Origin of the sequence: Shigella sp. FC1567, assembly GCF_001743015.1 — a bacterium.
GTDB lineage: Bacteria > Pseudomonadota > Gammaproteobacteria > Enterobacterales > Enterobacteriaceae > Escherichia > Escherichia coli.
The window spans coordinates 1-20,427 of the sequence record NZ_MIIV01000524.1; the positions used below are offsets into that span (position 1 = coordinate 1).

Below are 20,427 nucleotides of genomic sequence, written 5' to 3' on the forward strand. Positions count from 1 at the left end.
GCCAGCAGGGTCAGGCCGCACCAGTGCGGATGCGGCGTGGCGTTATGCCAGAGCTGCGCTGTTTTCGTGAACACGCGGCGGACAGCCTCACTTCCCAGGCGCTGGCGGGCCTGAATAACGGCACTGGGGGCAACGAAGGGGCGATTGCCCGGCAGCATGATGTCCAGGCGATTCACAATCTGGTGAAGAGGTTCTTTACGCTCAAGCGCCATGCCAACAATACACCAGACCATCATTTCGAGGGGAAGACGGCGCTTGCGTAGCGTTACAGTACCTGATTCGGCAAGGCAACGAGAGATGAGTTCGGGGTCGAGGTAATCCCCCAGAGAAGTCAGTGGGTTACGCAGAGAATCGTAACGGGATACCAGATCAAGAGCCTGTCCAATGTGCATAAAAAAATCCGGAAACAAGTGAGCGTTTCCGGATTCTTACACAGCCACTGGATCGGTCAACTGATCCTTAACTGATCGGCATTACGGCACATGGCCGGGGTTTTGCTGATTAACGCTTGTAAATGAACTCAACGCCTTCTTCGTCGTCTTCGTCCCAGTCATCATCCCAGTCCTCATCATCCTCTTCAGCAATCTCTTCAAGCTGCTGGCGATGATAATCATCCCACATGAATTCGACTTTCTCTGGCTGTTTCGCTTCTTCAGCCTGCACGACCGGGTTTTCAATGATAAAGGTCATCACATCCCAGCAGAGATCTTTCACGCCCAGTCCACTCGCCGCAGAGATCAGATAATATTTATCTTCCCAGCCCAGCGCTTCAGCAATCGCTTTCGCTTTCTCTTCAGCTTCTGCCTTATCCAGCAGATCGATCTTATTGAACACTAACCAACGCGGTTTCGCCGCCAGATCCTGGCTGTATTTTTCCAGCTCGCTGATAATAATACGCGCGTTTTCAACCGGATCGGTGCCGTCAATCGGATCGATATCGATGAGGTGCAACAGGACGCGGCAACGTTCCAGGTGCTTCAGGAAGCGGATACCCAGACCTGCGCCTTCCGCAGCGCCTTCAATCAGTCCTGGAATATCGGCAACAACGAAGCTCTTTTCGTTGTCCATTCGTACCACACCCAGACTTGGCACCAGAGTGGTAAACGGATAATCCGCCACTTTCGGTTTAGCCGCCGATACCGCGCGAATAAAGGTCGATTTACCCGCGTTTGGCATCCCCAACATACCGACGTCAGCCAGCAGCATCAGCTCCAGCAGCAGCTCACGCTTATCACCCGGCGTACCGTTGGTTTTCTGCCGTGGTGTACGGTTAACGGACGATTTGAAACGGGTATTGCCCAGACCGTGCCAGCCGCCCTTAGCAACCAGCAGACGCTGACCGTGTTTAGTCATATCGCCCATGGTTTCACCAGTACCCTGGTCGATTACACGCGTACCTACCGGCACTTTAATCGTCACGTCTTTACCGCGCTTACCGGTACAATCGCGGCTTGCGCCGTTCTGACCGCGCTCTGCACGGAAAGATTTTTCAAAACGATAATCGATAAGCGTGTTCAGGTTTTCGTCGGCTTCCATCCATACGTCACCACCATCACCACCGTCGCCGCCATCCGGGCCGCCTTTCGGAATATACTTTTCGCGGCGGAAGCTCACGCAACCATTACCGCCATCACCTGCAACGACCAGAATCGATGCTTCATCAACAAACTTCATTTTATTCTCCGTAAATCATTCGCCTGCGCGGGGTTGCGATACCACCGTTGTATGCTTACGTAATCCGCCCCAAATACGATGACCAATGGCGGAATACATCGCGCCCGCAACCACGACAAACGCACCGAGATAACCTAAAAGGTTTAACATCGGTCTGGCGAAGAAATCGGGCCAGGCCAGTGATAAAAGATCTGAAAAAAACAGCGTAAACAGTGGGGTGAGCGTGATGATCGCGCTCACCTGCGCTGCCTGCCAGCGAGCCATCGCTTCCGCCAGGGCGCCATATCCTACCAATGTATTCAGTCCGCAAAAAATTAAACATGCGAGCTGCCAGTGGCTAAGCTGCGCTATCACTCCTGGCTTTGCCAGAGGGAAGAGCGCAATTGTACATAAAGTGTACAGCAAAAACAGGATCTGCGGTGAGGCCAGCCGACGCAATAAAACCTTTTGCGCCACGCCATAACTCACCCAAACTGTCGCCGCACCGACCCCAAAGATGACTCCCCAGGTGTAATCAGTGAGCTTTGTAAATATCTCGACCAGACTGGTGTTAAAAAACATCACCAGGCCGCTCAGGAGCATCAATGCCCCTACAACCTGAGTGCTGCGCATTTTCTCTTTCAGGATAAATACGCTGGCAACCATCATGCCAACTGGCGAGAGTTGCCCAATCACCTGCGAAGCGGTCGGACTCAGGTATTGCAAGGATGAGCTGAACAGGATGAAGTTCCCAAACAGCCCGGCGGTCGCCACTGCCAACAAAATCAACCAGCGTGGCTTACGAAACACGCGTAATGGCGGCAACCTCTTCTTCACCGCAAGAATGGCACCCAGGCCAATACTCGCCATCAAGAAACGGTAAAACACGATTGTCGGAGGTTCCATCACCTCCAGCACCTGCTTCATTGCGATTGGCAACGCCCCCCAGCAAATTGCTGTGGTGAGCGCCAAAAGAATGCCAATGCCTGCCTGCTGCTTCATACCGTATTCCCTGCAAAGCGCATTTGCGGATTAACGTCGCACCATGCTCATTTTTACCGGTTATCGAATGTAAAAAGCCCCGCAACGTGTTGCGGGGCTTTCATCCGTTACCGGGACGCGAAAAACTTATTCAGCTTCGATGCTGATAAATTTACGGTTTTTCGGGCCTTTAACTTCGAATTTCACTTTACCGTCTGCTTTAGCAAACAGAGTGTGGTCACGACCGCAACCTACGTTAGCGCCAGCGTGGAATTTGGTACCACGTTGACGAACGATGATGCTACCCGCCAGAACGGATTCGCCACCGAAACGCTTAACGCCCAGGCGTTTAGCTTCTGAATCGCGACCGTTACGTGTGGAGCCGCCAGCCTTTTTATGTGCCATTTGAAATCTCTCCTCAGGTCTTAGGCGCTGATGCCAGTAATTTTCACATCAGTGAACCACTGACGATGGCCCTGCTGCTTACGATAGTGTTTACGACGACGAAACTTAACGATTTTAACTTTCTCGCCACGACCGTGAGCAACAACTTCAGCTTTGATTACGCCGCCATCAACGAAAGGAACGCCGATTTTGACTTCTTCACCGTTTGCGATCATCAGCACTTCAGCGAACTCAACAGTTTCGCCAGTTGCGATGTCCAGCTTTTCCAGGCGAACGGTCTGACCTTCGCTTACTCGGTGTTGTTTACCACCACTTTGGAAAACCGCGTACATATAAAACTCCGCTTCCGCGCACACCTTTTCAATGATTCAGAGTGCGCTATAAATATTCACAATAGGGCGCGAATATTACGCAAAACGCACGTCTTTGACAAGTGCTACAGTCAATACACGAAGAAAAAAAACACAACTTGTACGGTAACGTTTATCTGTGCCATTTTTTCAGTACAATCACCCTATATTCCTAACCATAAACCCTAAGTTGCCTTTGTTCACAGTAAGGTAATCGGGGCGAAAAGCCCGGCTTTTGCGATGAATTTAGAAAAAATCAATGAGTTAACCGCGCAAGATATGGCGGGTGTTAATGCGGCAATCCTTGAGCAGCTTAATTCCGACGTCCAACTGATCAATCAGTTAGGCTATTACATCGTCAGCGGCGGCGGTAAACGTATTCGTCCGATGATTGCTGTACTGGCTGCACGAGCTGTTGGCTATGAGGGAAATGCGCATGTCACCATTGCTGCCCTGATCGAGTTTATCCACACGGCGACTCTGCTACACGACGACGTTGTGGATGAATCAGATATGCGCAGGGGTAAAGCTACCGCCAACGCTGCATTTGGCAATGCCGCCAGCGTGCTGGTAGGCGATTTTATTTATACCCGCGCGTTCCAGATGATGACCAGCCTCGGTTCACTCAAAGTGCTGGAAGTCATGTCAGAAGCTGTAAACGTCATCGCAGAAGGTGAAGTTCTGCAACTGATGAACGTTAACGATCCGGACATCACTGAAGAAAACTACATGCGCGTTATCTATAGCAAAACCGCGCGTCTGTTTGAGGCTGCCGCGCAGTGTTCCGGGATTCTGGCTGGCTGTACGCCGGAGGAGGAGAAAGGCCTGCAGGATTATGGGCGCTATCTCGGCACTGCTTTCCAGTTGATCGACGATTTACTCGATTACAATGCCGATGGCGAACAGTTAGGTAAAAACGTCGGCGACGATCTGAACGAAGGTAAACCGACGCTGCCGCTGCTGCATGCGATGCATCATGGCACACCAGAACAGGCACAGATGATCCGTACCGCCATCGAACAGGGTAACGGTCGCCATCTTCTGGAACCGGTTCTGGAAGCAATGAACGCTTGTGGATCTCTTGAATGGACGCGTCAGCGCGCCGAGGAAGAAGCAGACAAAGCCATCGCAGCGTTACAGGTGCTCCCGGACACCCCTTGGCGAGAAGCACTCATCGGCCTCGCGCACATCGCTGTTCAACGCGATCGTTAATCCCCTCCCTTCATCCCGCGCAGTGCGCGGGATGATTCCAGTAAATTCCATAAAAACACTAATTCAGCGCTATAACACCTGAAAAAAAAAGGGCGATGAATCTTTATATATTCTGAATATTCACACTCTTTACAGGAACTTTTTAGAGCAATAGGCCATCAGGAGTATAGTGATGCCCGACAGAAGAAGTGTTCTGAATGAAAGCGACTAACTTAAGGAGTGAGGAAAGATGGAAAGTAATTTCATTGACTGGCATCCCCCTGACATCATTGCAGGTTTGCGCAAGAAAGGAACGTCAATGGCGGCGGAATCTCGCAGAAATGGTTTGAGTTCCTCAACGCTGGCAAACGCATTATCGCGCCCATGGCCGAAAGGAGAGATGATTATTGCGAAAGCCCTGGGAACTGACCCCTGGGTTATCTGGCCATCACGCTACCATGATCCGCAGACCCATGAGTTTATCGACAGAACGCAGTTGATGCGTAGCTACACTAAACCGAAAAAATGAGTGGTCTGGCGGTAGCCCCGCGAACGGGGCTGCCAGCTCTCAGACGATTACTCGCCTTTCACACGCTTAATATTTGCACCTAAAGCGCGCAGTTTGTCTTCAATGCGTTCGTAGCCACGATCGATGTGATAAATACGATCAACCACCGTCGTCCCTTCCGCAATACAGCCAGCCAGCACCAGGCTTGCTGATGCACGCAGATCGGTTGCCATAACCTGTGCACCAGAAAGTTTTTCAACACCATGACAAATAACGGTATTGCTTTCGATTTCGGCATGCGCGCCCATACGGCTAAGCTCCGGCACATGCATAAAGCGGTTTTCAAAGACCGTTTCGGTGATGAATCCGGTCCCTTCTGCCACCAGGTTCAACAGCGTGAACTGGGCCTGCATATCGGTCGGGAATGCCGGATGCGGCGCGGTACGTACGTTAACAGCCTTCGGACGTTTGCCATGCATATCCAGGCTAATCCAGTCTTCGCCGACTTCGATGTCCGCTCCAGCGTCACGCAGTTTCGCCAGCACGGCGTCGAGAGTATCTGGCTGCGCGTTACGGCAGATAATTTTGCCGCGAGAAATCGCCGCCGCCACCAGGAAAGTACCGGTTTCGATACGATCCGGTAGCACGCGATAGACACCGCCGCCTAAACGTTCCACACCTTCGATGACGATACGATCGGTGCCCTGACCGCTAATTTTCGCACCCAGCGTAATCAGGAAGTTCGCGGTATCGACGATTTCCGGTTCACGCGCTGCGTTTTCAATAATCGTGGTACCTTCCGCCAGGGTTGCAGCACACATGATGGTCACCGTTGCGCCAACGCTGACTTTATCCATCACGATATGTGCGCCTTTCAGACGACCATCGACGGAAGCTTTAACGTAACCTTCTTCCAGTTTGATGGTCGCGCCTAATTGTTCGAGGCCAGAAATGTGTAGATCAACCGGACGCGCACCGATCGTACAACCGCCAGGCAGTGAAACTTGCCCCTGACCAAAGCGCGCTACCAGCGGCCCCAGTGCCCAGATAGAAGCACGCATGGTTTTAACCAGATCGTAAGGTGCGCAGAATACATTAACGTCGCGGGCATCAATATGCACAGAACCATTACGTTCTACTTTCGCACCCAGCTGACTTAGCAGCTTCATTGATGTATCGACGTCTTTCAGTTTCGGGACGTTCTGGATCTCTACCGGTTCTTCCGCCAGTAGAGCGGCAAAAAGGATAGGCAGAGCAGCATTTTTAGCGCCGGAAATTGTGACTTCGCCCTGGAGCTTCGTTGGCCCCTGAACACGAAATTTATCCATTTAGTTTGTTCTCAGTTAACAATTCATATCCGCTACCGGCGAATCGCCCATAGCTCAAAAGCCGTTCAGTTTGCGATCGCGCGCCCACTCCGCAGGGGTATACGCTTTGATCGACACAGCATGAATGCGGTTATCCGCAATATATTCCATCAGCGGGCCATAGACCGTCTGCTGTTTTTTAACCCGACTCATGCCGTCAAACAACTCACCCACGGCAATAACCTGAAAGTGGCTGCCATCGCCGGAAACGTGGACTTCCTGGAGGGAGAGAGCGTTCATCAACACGCTCTGAATTTCATTATTTTCCATGGGATCTTCAATCATCAGTTAATAAACCAGCGAAACATCTTAGAGCAAAGTTGCGCTGGCATAAATAAGCAAAAAGCCTCGCTGATAAATCAGACAAGGCTCGACTTGCAGGCAGGTTTGCCGGACAGGCGGTTAACGCCATATCCGGCCTGAAAAAATTTAACGAGGCAGAACATCAGCAGGCAAATTATACAATTTCGCCAGGGTATACACTTTGTCGTTTACCCCCTGAAGCGTCACATTGTTGCCCTGCTTTTTCGCCAGATCGATAAGCTGGAGCAGCAGTGCCAGTCCCCCCGTATCCACGCGGGACACACGGCTAAGATCGATGCAGGTAATCCCCTTCACCGCTTCCTCACGCATTTCCCAAAGCGGTAGCAAAACGTCCTGATCCAGCTCTCCGGATAACGCCAGCGTGTCACCCGTCTGCATCCAGCTCAGTGACTCGCTCATTATTTTTTCTCTTCCAGAGTGATTTTCTGTTGAGAAATCGATTTCAGTTGCGCAGTCAGGCCGTCGATACCTTTGGTACGCAGCAGCGTTCCCCACTCGTTTTGTTTGGTGGTGATCATACTGACGCCTTCAGCAATCATGTCGTAAGCCTGCCAGTTGCCCGTCTGGGAGTTTTTACGCCACTGGAAGTCCAGACGCACCGGCGGGCGGCCATTCGGATCAATAATGGTAACGCGAATCGGCACAATGGTTTTATCGCCCAGCGGCTGTTCTGGCGCAATCTGATAGGTTTGACCATGATACATCGCCAGCGCCTGACCGTAAGCCTGCTTCAGGTACTCACGGAAAGCGGCAAAGTAGGCTTCACGTTGAGCAGGGGTCGCACTCTTGTAATACTGGCCCAGCACCAGCGCACCGGCGTATTTCACCTGTACGTATGGCAGCAGTTCCTGATCAACAATGGTACGCAGATAATCCGGGTTGGCCCGAATTTGCGGTTGCTCATTCTTCAGGCGATCGAACGTTTTCTGCGCCGCCTCGTCCATCAGCTTATAAGGATTGGTCTGGTCTGCCGCGGTTGCCGCACTCAGCGGTGCAATCACCAGCAAAGCGACCATCATTAAACGTTTAAACATGCGTCGGTTCTCCTGAAATTATTTCGTTGTACCCACAGGTTCAGTGGTTTCATTATTACCTGGCGCAGCAGCTGGCGCATCGCCACTATTCTTATTGTCATCGCCTTTACTACCGTAAAGGAACTGACCAATGAGATCTTCCAGCACCATCGCAGACTTAGTGTCCTGAATTGTATCGCCATCCTTCAGGATAGCAGTCCCCAGTTCCGGGTCTTCAAAACCGACGTTTAATGCCAGATATTGTTCCCCCAGTAGGCCGGAAGTACGAATGCTCAGCGAACTGGTATCTGGAATGTGGTTATAACGTTGTTCAATTTCCAGCGTTACGCGTGGCAGATAGGTTTTCGGGTCCAGCGTAATATCCGCCACCCGGCCCACAACAACGCCACCAATACTGACCGGAGAGCGCGCTTTCAGGCCGCCAATGTTATCGAACGTCGCATAAAGCGTGTAGGTCGGTTCAGTACGTATGGACGTCACGTTCGCCGCCTTCAGGCAAACAAACAGAGCCGCCAGCAGTGCTGCTAATAAAAAGATACCCACCCAAATTTCATTTTTTTTCGTTTGCATGTACTCAATTCCCAAACATCAATGCGGTCAGCACAAAATCCAGCCCCAGAACAGCCAGAGACGAGTGGACAACGGTGCGAGTGGTTGCCCGGCTAATCCCGGCAGACGTCGGGATGGCGTCGTAGCCGTTAAACAACGAAATCCACGTCACCGTGATGGCGAACACCACGCTCTTAATCAGACAGTTGACCAGATCCATACGCCAGTCGACGGCATTTTGCATTGCCGACCAGAAGAACCCGCTATCAATGCCTTTCCAACTGACGCCGACCAGAGATCCGCCCCAGATCCCCACGGCGACGAAAATAACCGTCAACAGTGGTAATGAAATAACCCCAGCCCAGAAACGGGGAGAAATAACCCGACGCAGCGGATCCACCGCCATCATCTCCATACTGGAGAGTTGCTCTGTAGCGCGCATCAGGCCGATTTCTGCGGTTAGCGCCGAACCAGCACGCCCGGCAAACAACAACGCGGCAACCACCGGCCCCAGTTCACGCAGTAGCGATAACGCCACCAGCATACCCAGACTGGTTTCCGCACTATAAGTGGTCAGAACCAGATAACCTTGCAGCCCCAACACCATTCCGATGAACACGCCAGAAACCACAATAATCAGCATCGACAGGACGCCGACATTATAGAGCTGGCGCACCAGCAGCGGCGCATGTTTGCGAAATTCCGGTTTGCCGACCAGCGCATTGAATAACATTAACCCGGCCCGCCCGAACGTTCTCAGGGTTTTAATCCCTTTATGTCCGAGCGACGCCAGCGCATTTAACAGCATGAGTGGCTTAACTCCCTGGTAAAAGATCAGCGTGATAATCGCCGGCAGGATAGCGGAACGGAACAGGCCCGTCAGCTATCCCGTCCAGAAACTGACGTACGCGCGGATCAGGATTCGCCTGCAACGCCTGGGCACTGCCATGAGCGACAATTTTTTTGTCCGCCAGGATCCAGGCGTGATCCGCAATACTTAACACTTCCGGCACATCGTGAGAAACCACCACACAAGTCACGCCCAGCGCGCTGTTCAGCTCAGAAATCAGCTTCACCAGTACGCCCATGGTGATGGGATCTTGCCCAACAAAAGGTTCATCAAACATGATGAGATCCGGCTCCAGCGCAATCGCACGCGCCAGCGCTGCACGCCGCGCCATCCCACCGGAAAGTTCAGAAGGCATTAGTTTAGCCGCTCCACGCAGCCCCACGGCCTCCAGCTTCATCATCACCGTACTATGCAACAATGGCGCGGGAAGTTGGGTATGTTCGCGCAGTGGATAGGCGACGTTGTCAAATACGTTCATATCAGTGAACAACGCCCCGGACTGAAATAACATGCTCATCCGTTTGCGCACTGTATACAGGCGCGAACGAGACATCGCCGGAATATTCTCACCATCGAAAAGGATCTCACCATGATCTGGTGCGATTTGCCCGCCAATCAGACGGAGTAGCGTCGTTTTACCGATGCCCGATGGCCCCATGATCGCCGTGATCTTCCCTCGCGGCACGGTCAGGGAAATATTATCGAAGATGCAGCGATTGCCACGCGTAAAACTGACATCGCGCATATCGACTAAATTCGCCACAGACTGCTCCATAATTCACCCTTCGTCTTGCGTTGATTTTCTAAGCATGGCGCTCAATTTAACCTTGAACCCAACATATTTACAGAATATTACCCGCCGTGGTTAGCGAAAGCTGGCATTTGTTTTACTTTTTAGCCGCATAAAGTCAAAATTAAGAATCCGTTACGGCTTTCTGAAAATCTTCAGCGGACCGGCGAGTATACCTGAAGAAAGGACGTTAGATGCTTTTAGCTACGGCACTGTTAATTGTTGGTTTACTTTTGGTCGTTTACAGTGCCGACCGCCTGGTTTTTGCCGCGTCTATTCTTTGCCGAACCTTTGGCATCCCGCCGCTGATCATCGGCATGACGGTGGTCAGTATTGGTACATCGTTACCAGAAATCATCGTCTCGCTTGCCGCGTCTCTGCACGAACAACGCGATTTAGCCGTTGGTACAGCCCTCGGCTCAAACATTATCAATATTTTGCTGATCCTCGGTCTGGCTGCGCTGGTTCGTCCTTTTACCGTCCATTCCGATGTTCTGCGTCGTGAATTACCCTTAATGTTGTTGGTCAGCGTAGTGGCCGGTTCCGTACTCTATGACGGACAACTTAGTCGCAGCGATGGTATCTTTCTCCTCTTTCTGGCTGTGCTATGGCTGCTGTTCATTGTTAAACTTGCACGTCAGGCTGAACGTCAGGGGACTGACAGCCTGACCAGAGAGCAGCTTGCAGAGCTGCCGCGTGACGGCGGATTGCCCGTCGCGTTTTTATGGCTCGGCATTGCGCTTATCATCATGCCAGTGGCCACGCGGATGGTGGTTGATAACGCCACGGTGCTGGCGAATTACTTTGCCATCAGCGAGTTGACGATGGGTCTGACGGCAATTGCTATCGGAACCAGCCTGCCGGAACTGGCAACCGCAATAGCGGGGGTTCGCAAAGGTGAAAACGACATTGCTGTCGGAAATATCATTGGCGCAAACATTTTTAATATTGTCATCGTGTTGGGTTTACCCGCGCTGATAACACCAGGAGAGATTGATCCATTGGCGTACAGTCGTGACTACAGCGTGATGTTGCTGGTGAGCATTATTTTTGCGTTGCTGTGCTGGCGGCGCTCCCCGCAACCGGGCCGTGGTGTAGGGGTATTATTAACTGGCGGATTTATCGTATGGCTGGCGATGTTGTACTGGTTATCGCCAATACTCGTTGAATAACTGGAAACGCATTATGTCGCACGTAGAGTTACAACCGGGTTTTGACTTTCAGCAAGCAGGTAAAGAAGTCCTGGCGATTGAACGTGAATGCCTGGCGGAGCTTGATCAATACATCAATCAGAATTTCACGCTTGCCTGTGAAAAGATGTTCTGGTGTAAAGGGAAAGTTGTCGTCATGGGGATGGGGAAATCGGGGCACATCGGGCGCAAAATGGCCGCAACGTTTGCCAGCACCGGTACACCTTCATTTTTCGTCCATCCTGGTGAAGCCGCGCATGGTGATTTAGGCATGGTCACCCCACAGGATGTGGTGATTGCTATCTCTAACTCAGGTGAATCCAGCGAAATCACGGCCTTAATTCCAGTGCTTAAGCGTCTTCACGTACCGTTAATCTGCATCACCGGTCGCCCGGAGAGCAGCATGGCGCGCGCCGCAGATGTGCATCTGTGTGTTAAAGTAGCGAAAGAAGCCTGTCCGTTAGGGCTGGCACCGACCAGCAGCACCACCGCCACGCTGGTTATGGGCGATGCCCTCGCTGTCGCGCTGTTAAAAGCACGCGGCTTTACTGCTGAAGATTTTGCGCTCTCACACCCAGGCGGCGCACTGGGTCGTAAACTTCTGCTGCGCGTAAACGATATTATGCATACGGGCGATGAGATCCCGCATGTTAAGAAAACGGCCAGTCTGCGTGACGCATTGCTGGAAGTTACCCGCAAAAATCTTGGTATGACTGTCATTTGCGATGACAATATGATGATTGAAGGCATCTTTACCGACGGTGATTTACGCCGTGTCTTCGATATGGGAGTGGATGTTCGTCAGTTAAGTATTGCCGATGTGATGACGCCGGGGGGAATACGCGTGCGCCCTGGCATTCTGGCCGTTGAGGCACTGAACTTAATGCAGTCCCGCCATATCACCTCCGTGATGGTTGCCGATGGCGACCATTTACTCGGTGTGTTACATATGCATGATTTACTGCGTGCAGGCGTAGTGTAAAGATTCAAGGATAAACAACAATGAGCAAAGCAGGTGCGTCGCTTGCGACCTGTTACGGCCCTGTCAGCGCCGACGTTATAGCAAAAGCAGAGAACATTCGTCTGCTGATCCTCGACGTTGATGGCGTACTGTCAGATGGCCTGATTTATATGGGCAATAACGGCGAAGAGCTGAAAGCGTTCAATGTTCGTGACGGTTATGGCATTCGTTGTGCGCTCACCTCTGATATTGAAGTCGCTATCATTACCGGGCGAAAGGCTAAACTGGTAGAAGATCGTTGTGCCACATTGGGGATCACTCACTTGTATCAGGGGCAGTCAAACAAACTGATCGCCTTTAGCGAACTGCTGGAAAAACTGGCGATTGCCCCGGAAAATGTGGCTTATGTCGGCGATGATCTCATCGACTGGCCGGTAATGGAAAAAGTGGGTTTAAGCGTCGCCGTGGCCGATGCTCATCCACTGTTGATCCCGCGCGCCGATTATGTGACGCGCATTGCTGGCGGTCGTGGCGCAGTGCGAGAAGTTTGCGACTTATTACTCCTGGCGCAGGGCAAACTGGATGAAGCCAAAGGGCAATCGATATGAGTAAAGCCAGACGTTGGGTTACCATTGTGCTATCACTGGCGGTTCTGGTGATGATCGGCATTAATATGGCCGAAAAAGACGATACCGCCCAGGTGGTCGTCAACAACAATGATCCCACCTATAAAAGCGAGCATACGGACACGCTCGTCTATAACCCAGAAGGGGCACTAAGCTATCGATTGATTGCTCAACACGTTGAATATTATTCCGATCAGGCCGTTTCGTGGTTTACGCAGCCGGTACTTACCACGTTTGATAAGGATAAAATCCCGACATGGTCCGTAAAAGCAGATAAAGCCAAGCTGACCAATGACCGGATGCTCTATTTATATGGACACGTTGAAGTCAACGCACTTGTGCCGGACTCTCAACTTCGCAGAATCACGACGGATAACGCGCAGATCAATCTGGTGACGCAGGATGTTACCTCTGAAGACCTCGTCACGTTATACGGAACAACATTTAACTCCAGCGGTCTGAAAATGCGCGGCAACTTACGCAGCAAGAACGCCGAGCTGATTGAAAAGGTTAGAACATCCTATGAAATTCAAAACAAACAAACTCAGCCTTAATCTTGTGCTTGCCAGCTCACTTCTGGCCGCCAGCATTCCGGCATTTGCCGTAACCGGAGACACTGATCAGCCGATCCACATTGAATCGGACCAGCAATCTCTTGATATGCAAGGCAACGTGGTTACCTTTACCGGTAATGTCATCGTCACCCAGGGCACCATCAAAATTAATGCCGACAAAGTGGTCGTTACCCGTCCGGGCGGCGAACAAGGTAAAGAAGTGATTGACGGCTACGGTAAACCGGCAACGTTCTACCAGATGCAGGACAACGGTAAACCCGTTGAAGGTCATGCTTCCCAGATGCACTACGAACTGGCAAAAGATTTTGTCGTTCTGACGGGTAATGCTTATCTGCAGCAGGTCGATAGCAACATTAAGGGCGATAAGATCACTTACCTGGTGAAAGAGCAGAAAATGCAGGCTTTCAGCGACAAAGGCAAGCGCGTAACAACCGTTCTGGTGCCGTCGCAGCTGCAGGACAAAAACAACAAAGGCCAGACCCCGGCACAGAAGAAGGGTAATTAATTCGTTATGGCAACATTAACTGCAAAGAACCTTGCAAAAGCCTATAAAGGCCGTCGCGTGGTAGAAGACGTCAGCCTGACCGTCAACTCCGGGGAAATTGTCGGTCTGCTGGGGCCAAACGGTGCCGGTAAGACCACCACTTTCTATATGGTTGTTGGCATTGTGCCGCGCGATGCGGGCAACATCATTATTGATGATGACGATATCAGTCTGCTGCCTCTGCATGCACGCGCGCGCCGCGGTATCGGCTATCTGCCACAGGAAGCCTCCATTTTCCGTCGCCTCAGCGTTTACGATAACCTGATGGCGGTACTGCAAATTCGTGACGACTTGTCTGCTGAACAACGTGAAGACCGCGCGAACGAGCTGATGGAAGAGTTTCACATTGAGCACCTGCGTGACAGCATGGGGCAGTCACTCTCCGGGGGTGAACGTCGCCGTGTAGAAATTGCCCGCGCACTGGCTGCGAATCCGAAATTTATTCTACTCGACGAACCGTTTGCCGGGGTTGACCCGATCTCGGTTATCGACATTAAACGCATCATTGAACACCTGCGCGACAGCGGCCTGGGCGTACTGATCACTGACCACAACGTGCGTGAAACACTGGCGGTTTGTGAACGCGCTTATATCGTCAGTCAGGGGCATTTGATTGCCCACGGCACGCCTACAGAAATCTTACAAGACGAACACGTTAAGCGTGTATACCTTGGGGAAGACTTCAGACTCTGATAGGGTAGAAGTTTGCGACGTTTTAGCAGGAGAGTACGATTCTGAACATGAAGCAAGGTTTGCAACTCAGGCTTAGCCAACAACTGGCGATGACGCCACAGCTTCAACAGGCGATTCGTCTGTTGCAGTTGTCGACGCTGGAACTTCAGCAGGAGCTACAGCAGGCGCTGGAGAGTAATCCGCTGCTTGAGCAAATCGACACTCATGAAGAAATCGACACCAGCGAAACGCAAGACAGTGAAACGCTGGACACCGCCGACGCGCTCGAACAAAAAGAGATGCCGGAAGAGCTGCCGCTCGATGCCAGTTGGGACACCATTTACACCGCTGGTACACCATCCGGCACCAGCGGTGACTACATTGACGATGAGCTGCCGGTCTATCAGGGCGAAACGACGCAGACCTTGCAGGATTACCTGATGTGGCAGGTCGAGCTGACACCGTTTTCCGACACTGACCGCGCTATTGCTACCTCTATCGTCGATGCCGTTGATGACACCGGTTATCTGACTGTCCCGCTGGAAGATATTCTCGAAAGTATGGGCGATGAAGAGATCGACATCGACGAGGTTGAAGCCGTCCTTAAGCGGATCCAACGGTTTGATCCGGTCGGTGTAGCGGCAAAAGATCTGCGTGACTGCCTGCTAATCCAACTCTCCCAATTCGATAAAACCACGCCGTGGCTGGAAGAGGCCAGACTGATCATTAGCGATCATCTCGATCTGTTAGCCAATCACGACTTCCGCACTTTAATGCGCGTCACGCGTCTGAAAGAAGATGTGCTGAAAGAAGCCGTCAATCTGATCCAGTCGCTCGATCCGCGCCCCGGGCAGTCGATCCAGACTGGCGAACCTGAGTATGTCATTCCAGATGTGCTGGTGCGTAAGCATAACGGTCACTGGACGGTAGAACTCAACAGTGACAGCATTCCGCGTCTGCAAATCAACCAGCACTACGCCTCGATGTGCAATAACGCGCGCAACGATGGTGACAGCCAGTTTATCCGCAGCAATCTGCAGGATGCCAAATGGTTGATCAAGAGTCTGGAAAGCCGTAACGATACGCTACTGCGCGTGAGTCGCTGTATCGTTGAACAGCAGCAAGCCTTCTTTGAGCAAGGTGAAGAATATATGAAACCGATGGTACTGGCCGATATCGCCCAGGCTGTCGAAATGCATGAATCGACGATATCTCGCGTGACCACGCAAAAATACCTGCATAGTCCACGAGGCATTTTTGAACTGAAGTATTTCTTTTCCAGTCACGTCAATACCGAGGGCGGCGGCGAAGCTTCCTCCACGGCGATTCGTGCGCTGGTGAAGAAATTAATCGCGGCGGAAAACCCAGCGAAACCGTTGAGCGACAGCAAGTTAACCTCTTTGCTGTCGGAACAAGGTATCATGGTGGCACGCCGCACTGTTGCGAAGTACCGAGAGTCTTTATCCATTCCGCCGTCAAACCAGCGTAAACAGCTCGTTTGACCCAACCGATAAGGAAGACACTATGCAGCTCAACATTACCGGAAATAACGTCGAGATCACCGAGGCACTGCGCGAATTTGTTAGAGCCAAATTTGCCAAACTTGAGCAATATTTTGACCGAATCAACCAGGTCTATGTTGTTCTGAAAGTGGAGAAAGTCACCCACACCTCAGATGCAACACTGCATGTAAACGGTGGTGAAATTCATGCCAGCGCGGAAGGTCAGGACATGTACGCTGCCATTGATGGCTTAATTGATAAGCTGGCACGCCAGTTGACCAAACATAAAGATAAACTGAAACAACACTAATTGTCCGGGCAATTAGCATGTGCATGGCGGCCTGTTGTGCGGCACAACGGGCCATTTGTACGGTTAATGCTCCGAGCCTGTTCCACTGTTTGAGTGGGCAGGTTCTTAGGTGAAATTATGACAAATAATGATACAACTCTACAGCTTAGCAGTGTTCTTAACAGGGAATGTACGCGAAGCCGCGTTCACTGTCAGAGCAAAAAACGCGCCCTGGAAATCATCAGCGAGCTGGCGGCGAAACAACTTAGCCTGCCGCCTCAGGTGGTTTTTGAAGCTATCCTGACGCGGGAAAAAATGGGCAGTACCGGTATCGGCAATGGTATTGCCATTCCGCATGGCAAACTGGAAGAAGATACTCTGCGCGCCGTTGGCGTTTTCGTTCAGCTCGAAACGCCTATAGCTTTCGATGCCATCGACAACCAACCGGTGGACTTACTTTTTGCCCTGCTGGTGCCGGCAGACCAAACTAAAACGCACCTGCATACTCTGTCGCTGGTGGCGAAACGTCTGGCGGACAAAACCATCTGCCGCCGTTTACGCGCAGCCCAGAGCGATGAAGAGCTGTATCAAATCATTACGGATACCGAAGGTACTCCGGATGAAGCGTAGTTATTCGGTAATGTCTCTTTTAGACGTTGTGAGGAGAAACAGTACATGGTACTGATGATCGTCAGCGGACGTTCAGGTTCAGGTAAATCTGTCGCCCTGCGTGCGCTGGAAGATATGGGTTTTTACTGCGTGGATAACCTTCCCGTAGTGTTGTTACCCGATCTGGCTCGAACCCTGGCCGATCGCGAGATTTCTGCCGCCGTCAGCATTGATGTTCGTAATATGCCGGAGTCACCAGAAATATTCGAACAGGCGATGAGTAACCTGCCTGACGCTTTCTCACCGCAACTCCTGTTCCTGGATGCCGACCGTAATACCTTAATTCGTCGTTACAGTGACACGCGCCGACTGCATCCGCTTTCCAGCAAAAACCTGTCGCTGGAAAGTGCTATCGACAAAGAAAGCGATTTGCTGGAGCCTCTGCGTTCGCGAGCGGATCTGATTGTCGATACCTCAGAAATGTCCGTTCACGAGCTGGCTGAAATGCTGCGTACCCGTCTGCTGGGTAAACGTGAACGCGAACTGACCATGGTCTTTGAGTCTTTCGGCTTCAAACACGGTATCCCTATCGATGCAGATTACGTCTTTGACGTGCGCTTCTTGCCGAACCCGCACTGGGATCCGAAACTGCGTCCAATGACAGGTCTTGATAAACCTGTCGCCGCGTTCCTCGACCGCCACACAGAAGTACACAATTTTATCTACCAGACGCGAAGCTATCTTGAGCTATGGTTACCTATGCTGGAAACCAACAACCGTAGCTACTTGACGGTCGCCATTGGTTGTACCGGCGGGAAGCACCGTTCGGTGTATATTGCAGAGCAACTGGCAGACTACTTCCGCTCGCGCGGTAAAAACGTCCAGTCACGCCATCGTACGCTGGAAAAACGTAAACCATGACCGTCAAGCAAACTGTTGAAATCACAAACAAGCTGGGCATGCATGCCCGGCCTGCAATGAAGCTGTTTGAATTAATGCAGGGTTTTGACGCTGAAGTGCTGTTACGTAATGACGAAGGCACCGAGGCCGAAGCCAACAGCGTTATTGCGCTGCTGATGTTGGATTCTGCCAAAGGACGGCAGATTGAAGTTGAAGCGACCGGCCCACAGGAAGAGGAAGCACTGGCCGCCGTTATCGCCCTCTTTAACTCTGGTTTTGATGAAGATTAATCTTCATCACTTTGACATACAACTCCCTTCAAACTCCCCCCGACAATAAGAAAATCACGTACTGAAATCGTTCTCAATCAACGTCATTTGTACATTTTGTGCGCTTTTCACTTTCAGAAGAACCTTAAGAAAACCTTAAGAGGCATTGTTTAGGTTTTGTTTAAGTTAATCGACCATACTGGAGATCGTCAGAAAATATTTCCAGGAGATGGCATGATTCGCTTATCTGAACAAAGTCCCCTGGGCACCGGAAGACATCGGAAATGTTATGCGCATCCGGAAGATGCCCAACGCTGTATCAAGATTGTCTACCATCGTGGCGATGGTGGCGATAAAGAGATCCGCCGTGAGTTAAAGTACTACGCGTATCTTGGTCGCCGGTTAAAAGACTGGAGTGGAATACCGCGCTATCACGGTACCGTTGAGACGGATTGCGGAACCGGTTATGTCTACGATGTGATTGCAGATTTTGACGGCAAACCCTCCATTACGCTGACCGAATTTGCTGAACAATGCCGTTACGAAGAAGACATTGCACAACTGCGCCAGCTACTGAAACAGCTGAAGCGTTATTTGCAGGATAACCGTATCGTGACGATGTCGCTGAAGCCGCAGAATATCCTCTGCCACCACATCAGTGAGTCAGAGGTTATCCCGGTCGTCTGCGACAACATTGGTGAAAGCACATTGATTCCACTGGCGACCTGGTCGAAGTGGTGTTGTCTGCGTAAGCAAGAGCGGTTATGGAAACGATTTATCGCCCAACCGGCGCTGGCTATTGCCCTGCAGAAAGATCTGCAACCTCGTGAGAGCAAAACGCTGGCCCTCACTTCGCGCGAAGCTTAATCCAGCTGGTGTTGTTGCATAAACGGCTCACCGCCTAACTGATACATCTGCCGTAAAATCCACGCCTGACGGCTACGCACGTAGCCCGATGGCGAGGAGACTTTGAAACGAAGTGGATTAGGTAATACAGCTGCCAGTAATGCAGCTTCCGACCGGGTAAGTTTGCTCGCGGGTTTGTGGAAATAACGTTGTGCCGCAGCTTCGACGCCAAACACACCGTCGCCAAATTCGGCGATATTCAGGTAAACCGTCAGGATACGCTTTTTGCTCCAGACTGTTTCTATCCCCAGCGTTAATCCAGCTTCCAGCCCTTTTCGTACCCAGCTACGCCCATCCCATAAAAAGAGATTTTTGGCCGTCTGCTGAGAAATCGTTGAAGCACCGCGAATACGGTTTTCATTGCGCTCGTTGTGCGCCAGGGCTTTCTCAATGGAAGCGACATCAAAGCCCCGGTGCTCAGGAAATTTCTGATCTTCTGCGGCAATCACCGCCAGTCCCATCCACGGCGAGATTTGATCCATACTGACCCAGTCAGAATGTGCCACGTAACGAAAATTGCCATGCAGCCAGGCGCTGACCTGTCGCTCGACCATTACCGCTGAGAAGGGAACAGGCGCAACACTAAACAACGCGATGCCCCCGCCCCAGAAAACGGCGAGGACAACCATTAACCGCAAAAGAAAACGGCGAACGAAACTAAACACCGTTAAGCGGCTTTTACTCATTCAGCCAGAACCAGCACGCGGGAAACCAGCTTATCAATGCCGCTCGCCGCTTCTGCAATGTTCTGCGCCAGCATATATGCTGGGGTGGTGACAATCTTATTGTCTTCATCAACCACGATATCATCGACAGGACAGGGCACATGCTCCGCGCCCATCTCTTCCAGCACTTCTGCGGTATCGATATCAGTACCGATGGTCAAACGCAGCGGGAAATCGAAAATTTTCGGCAGCATCGCCGGGGCAATACACATAAAACCAAGCGGTTTTCCGGCCTGATGCATCGCTTGTGCCAGCGCCTTTAATTCACGGTCAACGGTGCATTCGCTACCAAGAGTGGCAAAATTGCTTAAATTCTTCGCCGCGCCAAACCCCCCCGGCACAATCAACGCATCCAGTTCAGCGGCATCGGCCTGGGCCAGAGGACGGATTTCACCGCGCGTTATTCGTGCCGCTTCAATCAGCACGTTGCGCGTTTCCGTCATCGCTTCGCCAGTTAAATGGTTGATAACATCAACCTGCTGCTTATCAGGTGCAAAGCAGACCGCCTGCGCACCGCTGCGTGAAATAGCTAACAACGTCAACACCGCTTCATGAATTTCAGAACCGTCATAGACGCCGCATCCGCTCAGAATTACGCCAATTTTCTTCATTGTGATCATCCTTTCGCAATTGACTGAAACACATTAATTTTTTTAA

Annotated in this window: 28 protein-coding genes; 14 read left to right on the forward strand and 14 right to left on the reverse strand. The window is 51.5% G+C overall.

Translation table 11 applies throughout. From position 1 onward, the window contains the following. The 5 genes from BHE85_RS23965 to rplU form a co-directional block, all read right to left on the reverse strand. On the reverse strand, nt 1-410 hold a 410-nt coding region (locus BHE85_RS23965), incomplete at its 3' end, for a transposase domain-containing protein (RefSeq protein ID WP_073714201.1). A gap of 91 nt (nt 411-501) precedes the next feature. After that, nucleotides 502-1,674, reverse strand: coding sequence for an Obg family GTPase CgtA (cgtA, locus tag BHE85_RS23970; protein WP_000673561.1), 1,173 nt, complete (start codon nt 1,672-1,674; stop codon nt 502-504). Nucleotides 1,675-1,689: 15 nt separating this feature from the next. Continuing rightward, nucleotides 1,690-2,655 (reverse strand): DMT family transporter, encoded by a 966-nt coding sequence (locus BHE85_RS23975; protein WP_000813037.1) that lies wholly within the window; start codon nt 2,653-2,655, stop codon nt 1,690-1,692. A gap of 126 nt (nt 2,656-2,781) precedes the next feature. Further along, nucleotides 2,782-3,039, reverse strand: a complete 258-nt coding sequence (rpmA, locus tag BHE85_RS23980; protein ID WP_000940595.1) for a 50S ribosomal protein L27 — start codon at nt 3,037-3,039, stop codon at nt 2,782-2,784. A gap of 20 nt (nt 3,040-3,059) precedes the next feature. Further along, on the reverse strand, nt 3,060-3,371 hold the full coding sequence (rplU, locus tag BHE85_RS23985; RefSeq protein ID WP_000271401.1) for a 50S ribosomal protein L21: 312 nt from the start codon (nt 3,369-3,371) through the stop codon (nt 3,060-3,062). Between the two features lie 258 nt (nt 3,372-3,629). On the opposite strand from rplU, the gene ispB reads away from it, so the two are divergent. Both ispB and sfsB read left to right on the forward strand, forming a co-directional pair. Beyond that, entirely contained in the window at nt 3,630-4,601 is a 972-nt protein-coding gene (gene ispB / locus BHE85_RS23990; protein ID WP_001047336.1) for an octaprenyl diphosphate synthase, read from the forward strand. A gap of 229 nt (nt 4,602-4,830) precedes the next feature. Continuing rightward, nucleotides 4,831-5,109 carry a DNA-binding transcriptional regulator SfsB gene (sfsB, locus tag BHE85_RS23995; RefSeq protein WP_000445420.1) on the forward strand — a complete coding sequence of 93 codons (279 nt, stop codon included), beginning with the start codon at nt 4,831-4,833 and terminating at the stop codon, nt 5,107-5,109. A gap of 47 nt (nt 5,110-5,156) precedes the next feature. On the opposite strand, the gene murA is transcribed toward sfsB, so the two are convergent. The 7 genes from murA to mlaF form a co-directional block, all read right to left on the reverse strand. Next, nucleotides 5,157-6,416, reverse strand: coding sequence for a UDP-N-acetylglucosamine 1-carboxyvinyltransferase (gene murA, locus BHE85_RS24000; RefSeq protein ID WP_000357260.1), 1,260 nt, complete (start codon nt 6,414-6,416; stop codon nt 5,157-5,159). Between the two features lie 54 nt (nt 6,417-6,470). Next, complete coding sequence (ibaG, locus tag BHE85_RS24005) at nt 6,471-6,725, reverse strand: BolA family iron metabolism protein IbaG (RefSeq protein WP_000429656.1); 255 nt, start codon at nt 6,723-6,725, stop codon at nt 6,471-6,473. 159 nt (nt 6,726-6,884) lie between these two features. Further along, nucleotides 6,885-7,178, reverse strand: a complete 294-nt coding sequence (gene mlaB / locus BHE85_RS24010) for a lipid asymmetry maintenance protein MlaB (RefSeq protein ID WP_004986686.1) — start codon at nt 7,176-7,178, stop codon at nt 6,885-6,887. Further along, complete coding sequence (gene mlaC, locus BHE85_RS24015) at nt 7,178-7,813, reverse strand: phospholipid-binding protein MlaC (protein WP_000476487.1); 636 nt, start codon at nt 7,811-7,813, stop codon at nt 7,178-7,180. Before mlaC ends, mlaB begins: the two co-directional genes overlap by 1 nt. Before the next feature lie 18 nt (nt 7,814-7,831). Next, on the reverse strand, nt 7,832-8,383 hold the full coding sequence (gene mlaD / locus BHE85_RS24020) for an outer membrane lipid asymmetry maintenance protein MlaD (protein WP_001296448.1): 552 nt from the start codon (nt 8,381-8,383) through the stop codon (nt 7,832-7,834). 4 nt (nt 8,384-8,387) lie between these two features. Further along, on the reverse strand, nt 8,388-9,170 hold the full coding sequence (gene mlaE / locus BHE85_RS24025) for a lipid asymmetry maintenance ABC transporter permease subunit MlaE (protein ID WP_000925795.1): 783 nt from the start codon (nt 9,168-9,170) through the stop codon (nt 8,388-8,390). A gap of 7 nt (nt 9,171-9,177) precedes the next feature. Continuing rightward, nucleotides 9,178-9,987, reverse strand: a complete 810-nt coding sequence (mlaF, locus tag BHE85_RS24030; RefSeq protein ID WP_000438245.1) for a phospholipid ABC transporter ATP-binding protein MlaF — start codon at nt 9,985-9,987, stop codon at nt 9,178-9,180. Nucleotides 9,988-10,196: 209 nt separating this feature from the next. On the opposite strand from mlaF, the gene BHE85_RS24035 reads away from it, so the two are divergent. The 12 genes from BHE85_RS24035 (at nt 10,197) to yrbL (ending at nt 19,006) form a co-directional block, all read left to right on the forward strand. Further along, nucleotides 10,197-11,174, forward strand: a complete 978-nt coding sequence (locus BHE85_RS24035) for a calcium/sodium antiporter (RefSeq protein WP_000922872.1) — start codon at nt 10,197-10,199, stop codon at nt 11,172-11,174. 13 nt (nt 11,175-11,187) lie between these two features. Beyond that, nucleotides 11,188-12,174, forward strand: coding sequence for an arabinose-5-phosphate isomerase KdsD (gene kdsD / locus BHE85_RS24040; RefSeq protein WP_001295557.1), 987 nt, complete (start codon nt 11,188-11,190; stop codon nt 12,172-12,174). 20 nt (nt 12,175-12,194) lie between these two features. Next, the gene (gene kdsC / locus BHE85_RS24045; RefSeq protein WP_000030008.1) at nt 12,195-12,761 is read left to right on the forward strand and encodes a 3-deoxy-manno-octulosonate-8-phosphatase KdsC; all 567 of its coding nucleotides are present in this window, start codon (nt 12,195-12,197) and stop codon (nt 12,759-12,761) included. After that, the gene (gene lptC, locus BHE85_RS24050; RefSeq protein ID WP_000030545.1) at nt 12,758-13,333 is read left to right on the forward strand and encodes an LPS export ABC transporter periplasmic protein LptC; all 576 of its coding nucleotides are present in this window, start codon (nt 12,758-12,760) and stop codon (nt 13,331-13,333) included. Before kdsC ends, lptC begins: the two co-directional genes overlap by 4 nt. Continuing rightward, entirely contained in the window at nt 13,302-13,859 is a 558-nt protein-coding gene (lptA, locus tag BHE85_RS24055; protein ID WP_000669785.1) for a lipopolysaccharide ABC transporter substrate-binding protein LptA, read from the forward strand. Before lptC ends, lptA begins: the two co-directional genes overlap by 32 nt. A 6-nt stretch (nt 13,860-13,865) precedes the next feature. Then, nucleotides 13,866-14,591: an LPS export ABC transporter ATP-binding protein gene (gene lptB / locus BHE85_RS24060; protein WP_000224099.1), complete on the forward strand. Its 726-nt coding sequence runs from the start codon at nt 13,866-13,868 to the stop codon at nt 14,589-14,591. 47 nt (nt 14,592-14,638) lie between these two features. Next, nucleotides 14,639-16,072 (forward strand): RNA polymerase factor sigma-54, encoded by a 1,434-nt coding sequence (rpoN, locus tag BHE85_RS24065; RefSeq protein WP_000809061.1) that lies wholly within the window; start codon nt 14,639-14,641, stop codon nt 16,070-16,072. Nucleotides 16,073-16,094: 22 nt separating this feature from the next. Beyond that, nucleotides 16,095-16,382, forward strand: a complete 288-nt coding sequence (hpf, locus tag BHE85_RS24070; protein ID WP_001176597.1) for a ribosome hibernation promoting factor — start codon at nt 16,095-16,097, stop codon at nt 16,380-16,382. Nucleotides 16,383-16,499: 117 nt separating this feature from the next. Then, nucleotides 16,500-16,991, forward strand: a complete 492-nt coding sequence (ptsN, locus tag BHE85_RS24075; protein WP_000183676.1) for a PTS IIA-like nitrogen regulatory protein PtsN — start codon at nt 16,500-16,502, stop codon at nt 16,989-16,991. Nucleotides 16,992-17,036: 45 nt separating this feature from the next. Next, nucleotides 17,037-17,891: an RNase adapter RapZ gene (gene rapZ / locus BHE85_RS24080; protein ID WP_000243741.1), complete on the forward strand. Its 855-nt coding sequence runs from the start codon at nt 17,037-17,039 to the stop codon at nt 17,889-17,891. Then, the gene (gene npr, locus BHE85_RS24085; protein ID WP_000216791.1) at nt 17,888-18,160 is read left to right on the forward strand and encodes a PTS phosphocarrier protein NPr; all 273 of its coding nucleotides are present in this window, start codon (nt 17,888-17,890) and stop codon (nt 18,158-18,160) included. Before rapZ ends, npr begins: the two co-directional genes overlap by 4 nt. A gap of 213 nt (nt 18,161-18,373) precedes the next feature. Further along, nucleotides 18,374-19,006 carry a PhoP regulatory network protein YrbL gene (gene yrbL / locus BHE85_RS24090; protein ID WP_000620419.1) on the forward strand — a complete coding sequence of 211 codons (633 nt, stop codon included), beginning with the start codon at nt 18,374-18,376 and terminating at the stop codon, nt 19,004-19,006. Here yrbL and mtgA read toward each other — a convergent pair. Then, the gene (gene mtgA / locus BHE85_RS24095; protein ID WP_000047082.1) at nt 19,003-19,731 is read right to left on the reverse strand and encodes a monofunctional biosynthetic peptidoglycan transglycosylase; all 729 of its coding nucleotides are present in this window, start codon (nt 19,729-19,731) and stop codon (nt 19,003-19,005) included. The genes yrbL and mtgA overlap by 4 nt on opposite strands. Beyond that, nucleotides 19,728-20,381: an isoprenoid biosynthesis glyoxalase ElbB gene (gene elbB / locus BHE85_RS24100; protein WP_001299134.1), complete on the reverse strand. Its 654-nt coding sequence runs from the start codon at nt 20,379-20,381 to the stop codon at nt 19,728-19,730. Before elbB ends, mtgA begins: the two co-directional genes overlap by 4 nt. Nucleotides 20,382-20,427: the final 46 nt, after the last annotated feature.

What these genes read in the sequence shown, in the direction of transcription:
- cgtA (WP_000673561.1), bottom strand. Translation starts at nt 1,674, where the DNA reads ATGAAGTTTGTTGATGAAGCATCGATTCTGGTCGTTGCAGGTGATGGC.
- BHE85_RS23975 (WP_000813037.1), bottom strand. Translation starts at nt 2,655, where the DNA reads ATGAAGCAGCAGGCAGGCATTGGCATTCTTTTGGCGCTCACCACAGCA.
- rpmA (WP_000940595.1), bottom strand. Translation starts at nt 3,039, where the DNA reads ATGGCACATAAAAAGGCTGGCGGCTCCACACGTAACGGTCGCGATTCA.
- rplU (WP_000271401.1), bottom strand. Translation starts at nt 3,371, where the DNA reads ATGTACGCGGTTTTCCAAAGTGGTGGTAAACAACACCGAGTAAGCGAA.
- ispB (WP_001047336.1), top strand. Translation starts at nt 3,630, where the DNA reads ATGAATTTAGAAAAAATCAATGAGTTAACCGCGCAAGATATGGCGGGT.
- sfsB (WP_000445420.1), top strand. Translation starts at nt 4,831, where the DNA reads ATGGAAAGTAATTTCATTGACTGGCATCCCCCTGACATCATTGCAGGT.
- murA (WP_000357260.1), bottom strand. Translation starts at nt 6,416, where the DNA reads ATGGATAAATTTCGTGTTCAGGGGCCAACGAAGCTCCAGGGCGAAGTC.
- ibaG (WP_000429656.1), bottom strand. Translation starts at nt 6,725, where the DNA reads ATGGAAAATAATGAAATTCAGAGCGTGTTGATGAACGCTCTCTCCCTC.
- mlaB (WP_004986686.1), bottom strand. Translation starts at nt 7,178, where the DNA reads ATGAGCGAGTCACTGAGCTGGATGCAGACGGGTGACACGCTGGCGTTA.
- mlaC (WP_000476487.1), bottom strand. Translation starts at nt 7,813, where the DNA reads ATGTTTAAACGTTTAATGATGGTCGCTTTGCTGGTGATTGCACCGCTG.
- mlaD (WP_001296448.1), bottom strand. Translation starts at nt 8,383, where the DNA reads ATGCAAACGAAAAAAAATGAAATTTGGGTGGGTATCTTTTTATTAGCA.
- mlaE (WP_000925795.1), bottom strand. Translation starts at nt 9,170, where the DNA reads ATGCTGTTAAATGCGCTGGCGTCGCTCGGACATAAAGGGATTAAAACC.
- mlaF (WP_000438245.1), bottom strand. Translation starts at nt 9,987, where the DNA reads ATGGAGCAGTCTGTGGCGAATTTAGTCGATATGCGCGATGTCAGTTTT.
- BHE85_RS24035 (WP_000922872.1), top strand. Translation starts at nt 10,197, where the DNA reads ATGCTTTTAGCTACGGCACTGTTAATTGTTGGTTTACTTTTGGTCGTT.
- kdsD (WP_001295557.1), top strand. Translation starts at nt 11,188, where the DNA reads ATGTCGCACGTAGAGTTACAACCGGGTTTTGACTTTCAGCAAGCAGGT.
- kdsC (WP_000030008.1), top strand. Translation starts at nt 12,195, where the DNA reads ATGAGCAAAGCAGGTGCGTCGCTTGCGACCTGTTACGGCCCTGTCAGC.
- lptC (WP_000030545.1), top strand. Translation starts at nt 12,758, where the DNA reads ATGAGTAAAGCCAGACGTTGGGTTACCATTGTGCTATCACTGGCGGTT.
- lptA (WP_000669785.1), top strand. Translation starts at nt 13,302, where the DNA reads ATGAAATTCAAAACAAACAAACTCAGCCTTAATCTTGTGCTTGCCAGC.
- lptB (WP_000224099.1), top strand. Translation starts at nt 13,866, where the DNA reads ATGGCAACATTAACTGCAAAGAACCTTGCAAAAGCCTATAAAGGCCGT.
- rpoN (WP_000809061.1), top strand. Translation starts at nt 14,639, where the DNA reads ATGAAGCAAGGTTTGCAACTCAGGCTTAGCCAACAACTGGCGATGACG.
- hpf (WP_001176597.1), top strand. Translation starts at nt 16,095, where the DNA reads ATGCAGCTCAACATTACCGGAAATAACGTCGAGATCACCGAGGCACTG.
- ptsN (WP_000183676.1), top strand. Translation starts at nt 16,500, where the DNA reads ATGACAAATAATGATACAACTCTACAGCTTAGCAGTGTTCTTAACAGG.
- rapZ (WP_000243741.1), top strand. Translation starts at nt 17,037, where the DNA reads ATGGTACTGATGATCGTCAGCGGACGTTCAGGTTCAGGTAAATCTGTC.
- npr (WP_000216791.1), top strand. Translation starts at nt 17,888, where the DNA reads ATGACCGTCAAGCAAACTGTTGAAATCACAAACAAGCTGGGCATGCAT.
- yrbL (WP_000620419.1), top strand. Translation starts at nt 18,374, where the DNA reads ATGATTCGCTTATCTGAACAAAGTCCCCTGGGCACCGGAAGACATCGG.
- mtgA (WP_000047082.1), bottom strand. Translation starts at nt 19,731, where the DNA reads ATGAGTAAAAGCCGCTTAACGGTGTTTAGTTTCGTTCGCCGTTTTCTT.
- elbB (WP_001299134.1), bottom strand. Translation starts at nt 20,381, where the DNA reads ATGAAGAAAATTGGCGTAATTCTGAGCGGATGCGGCGTCTATGACGGT.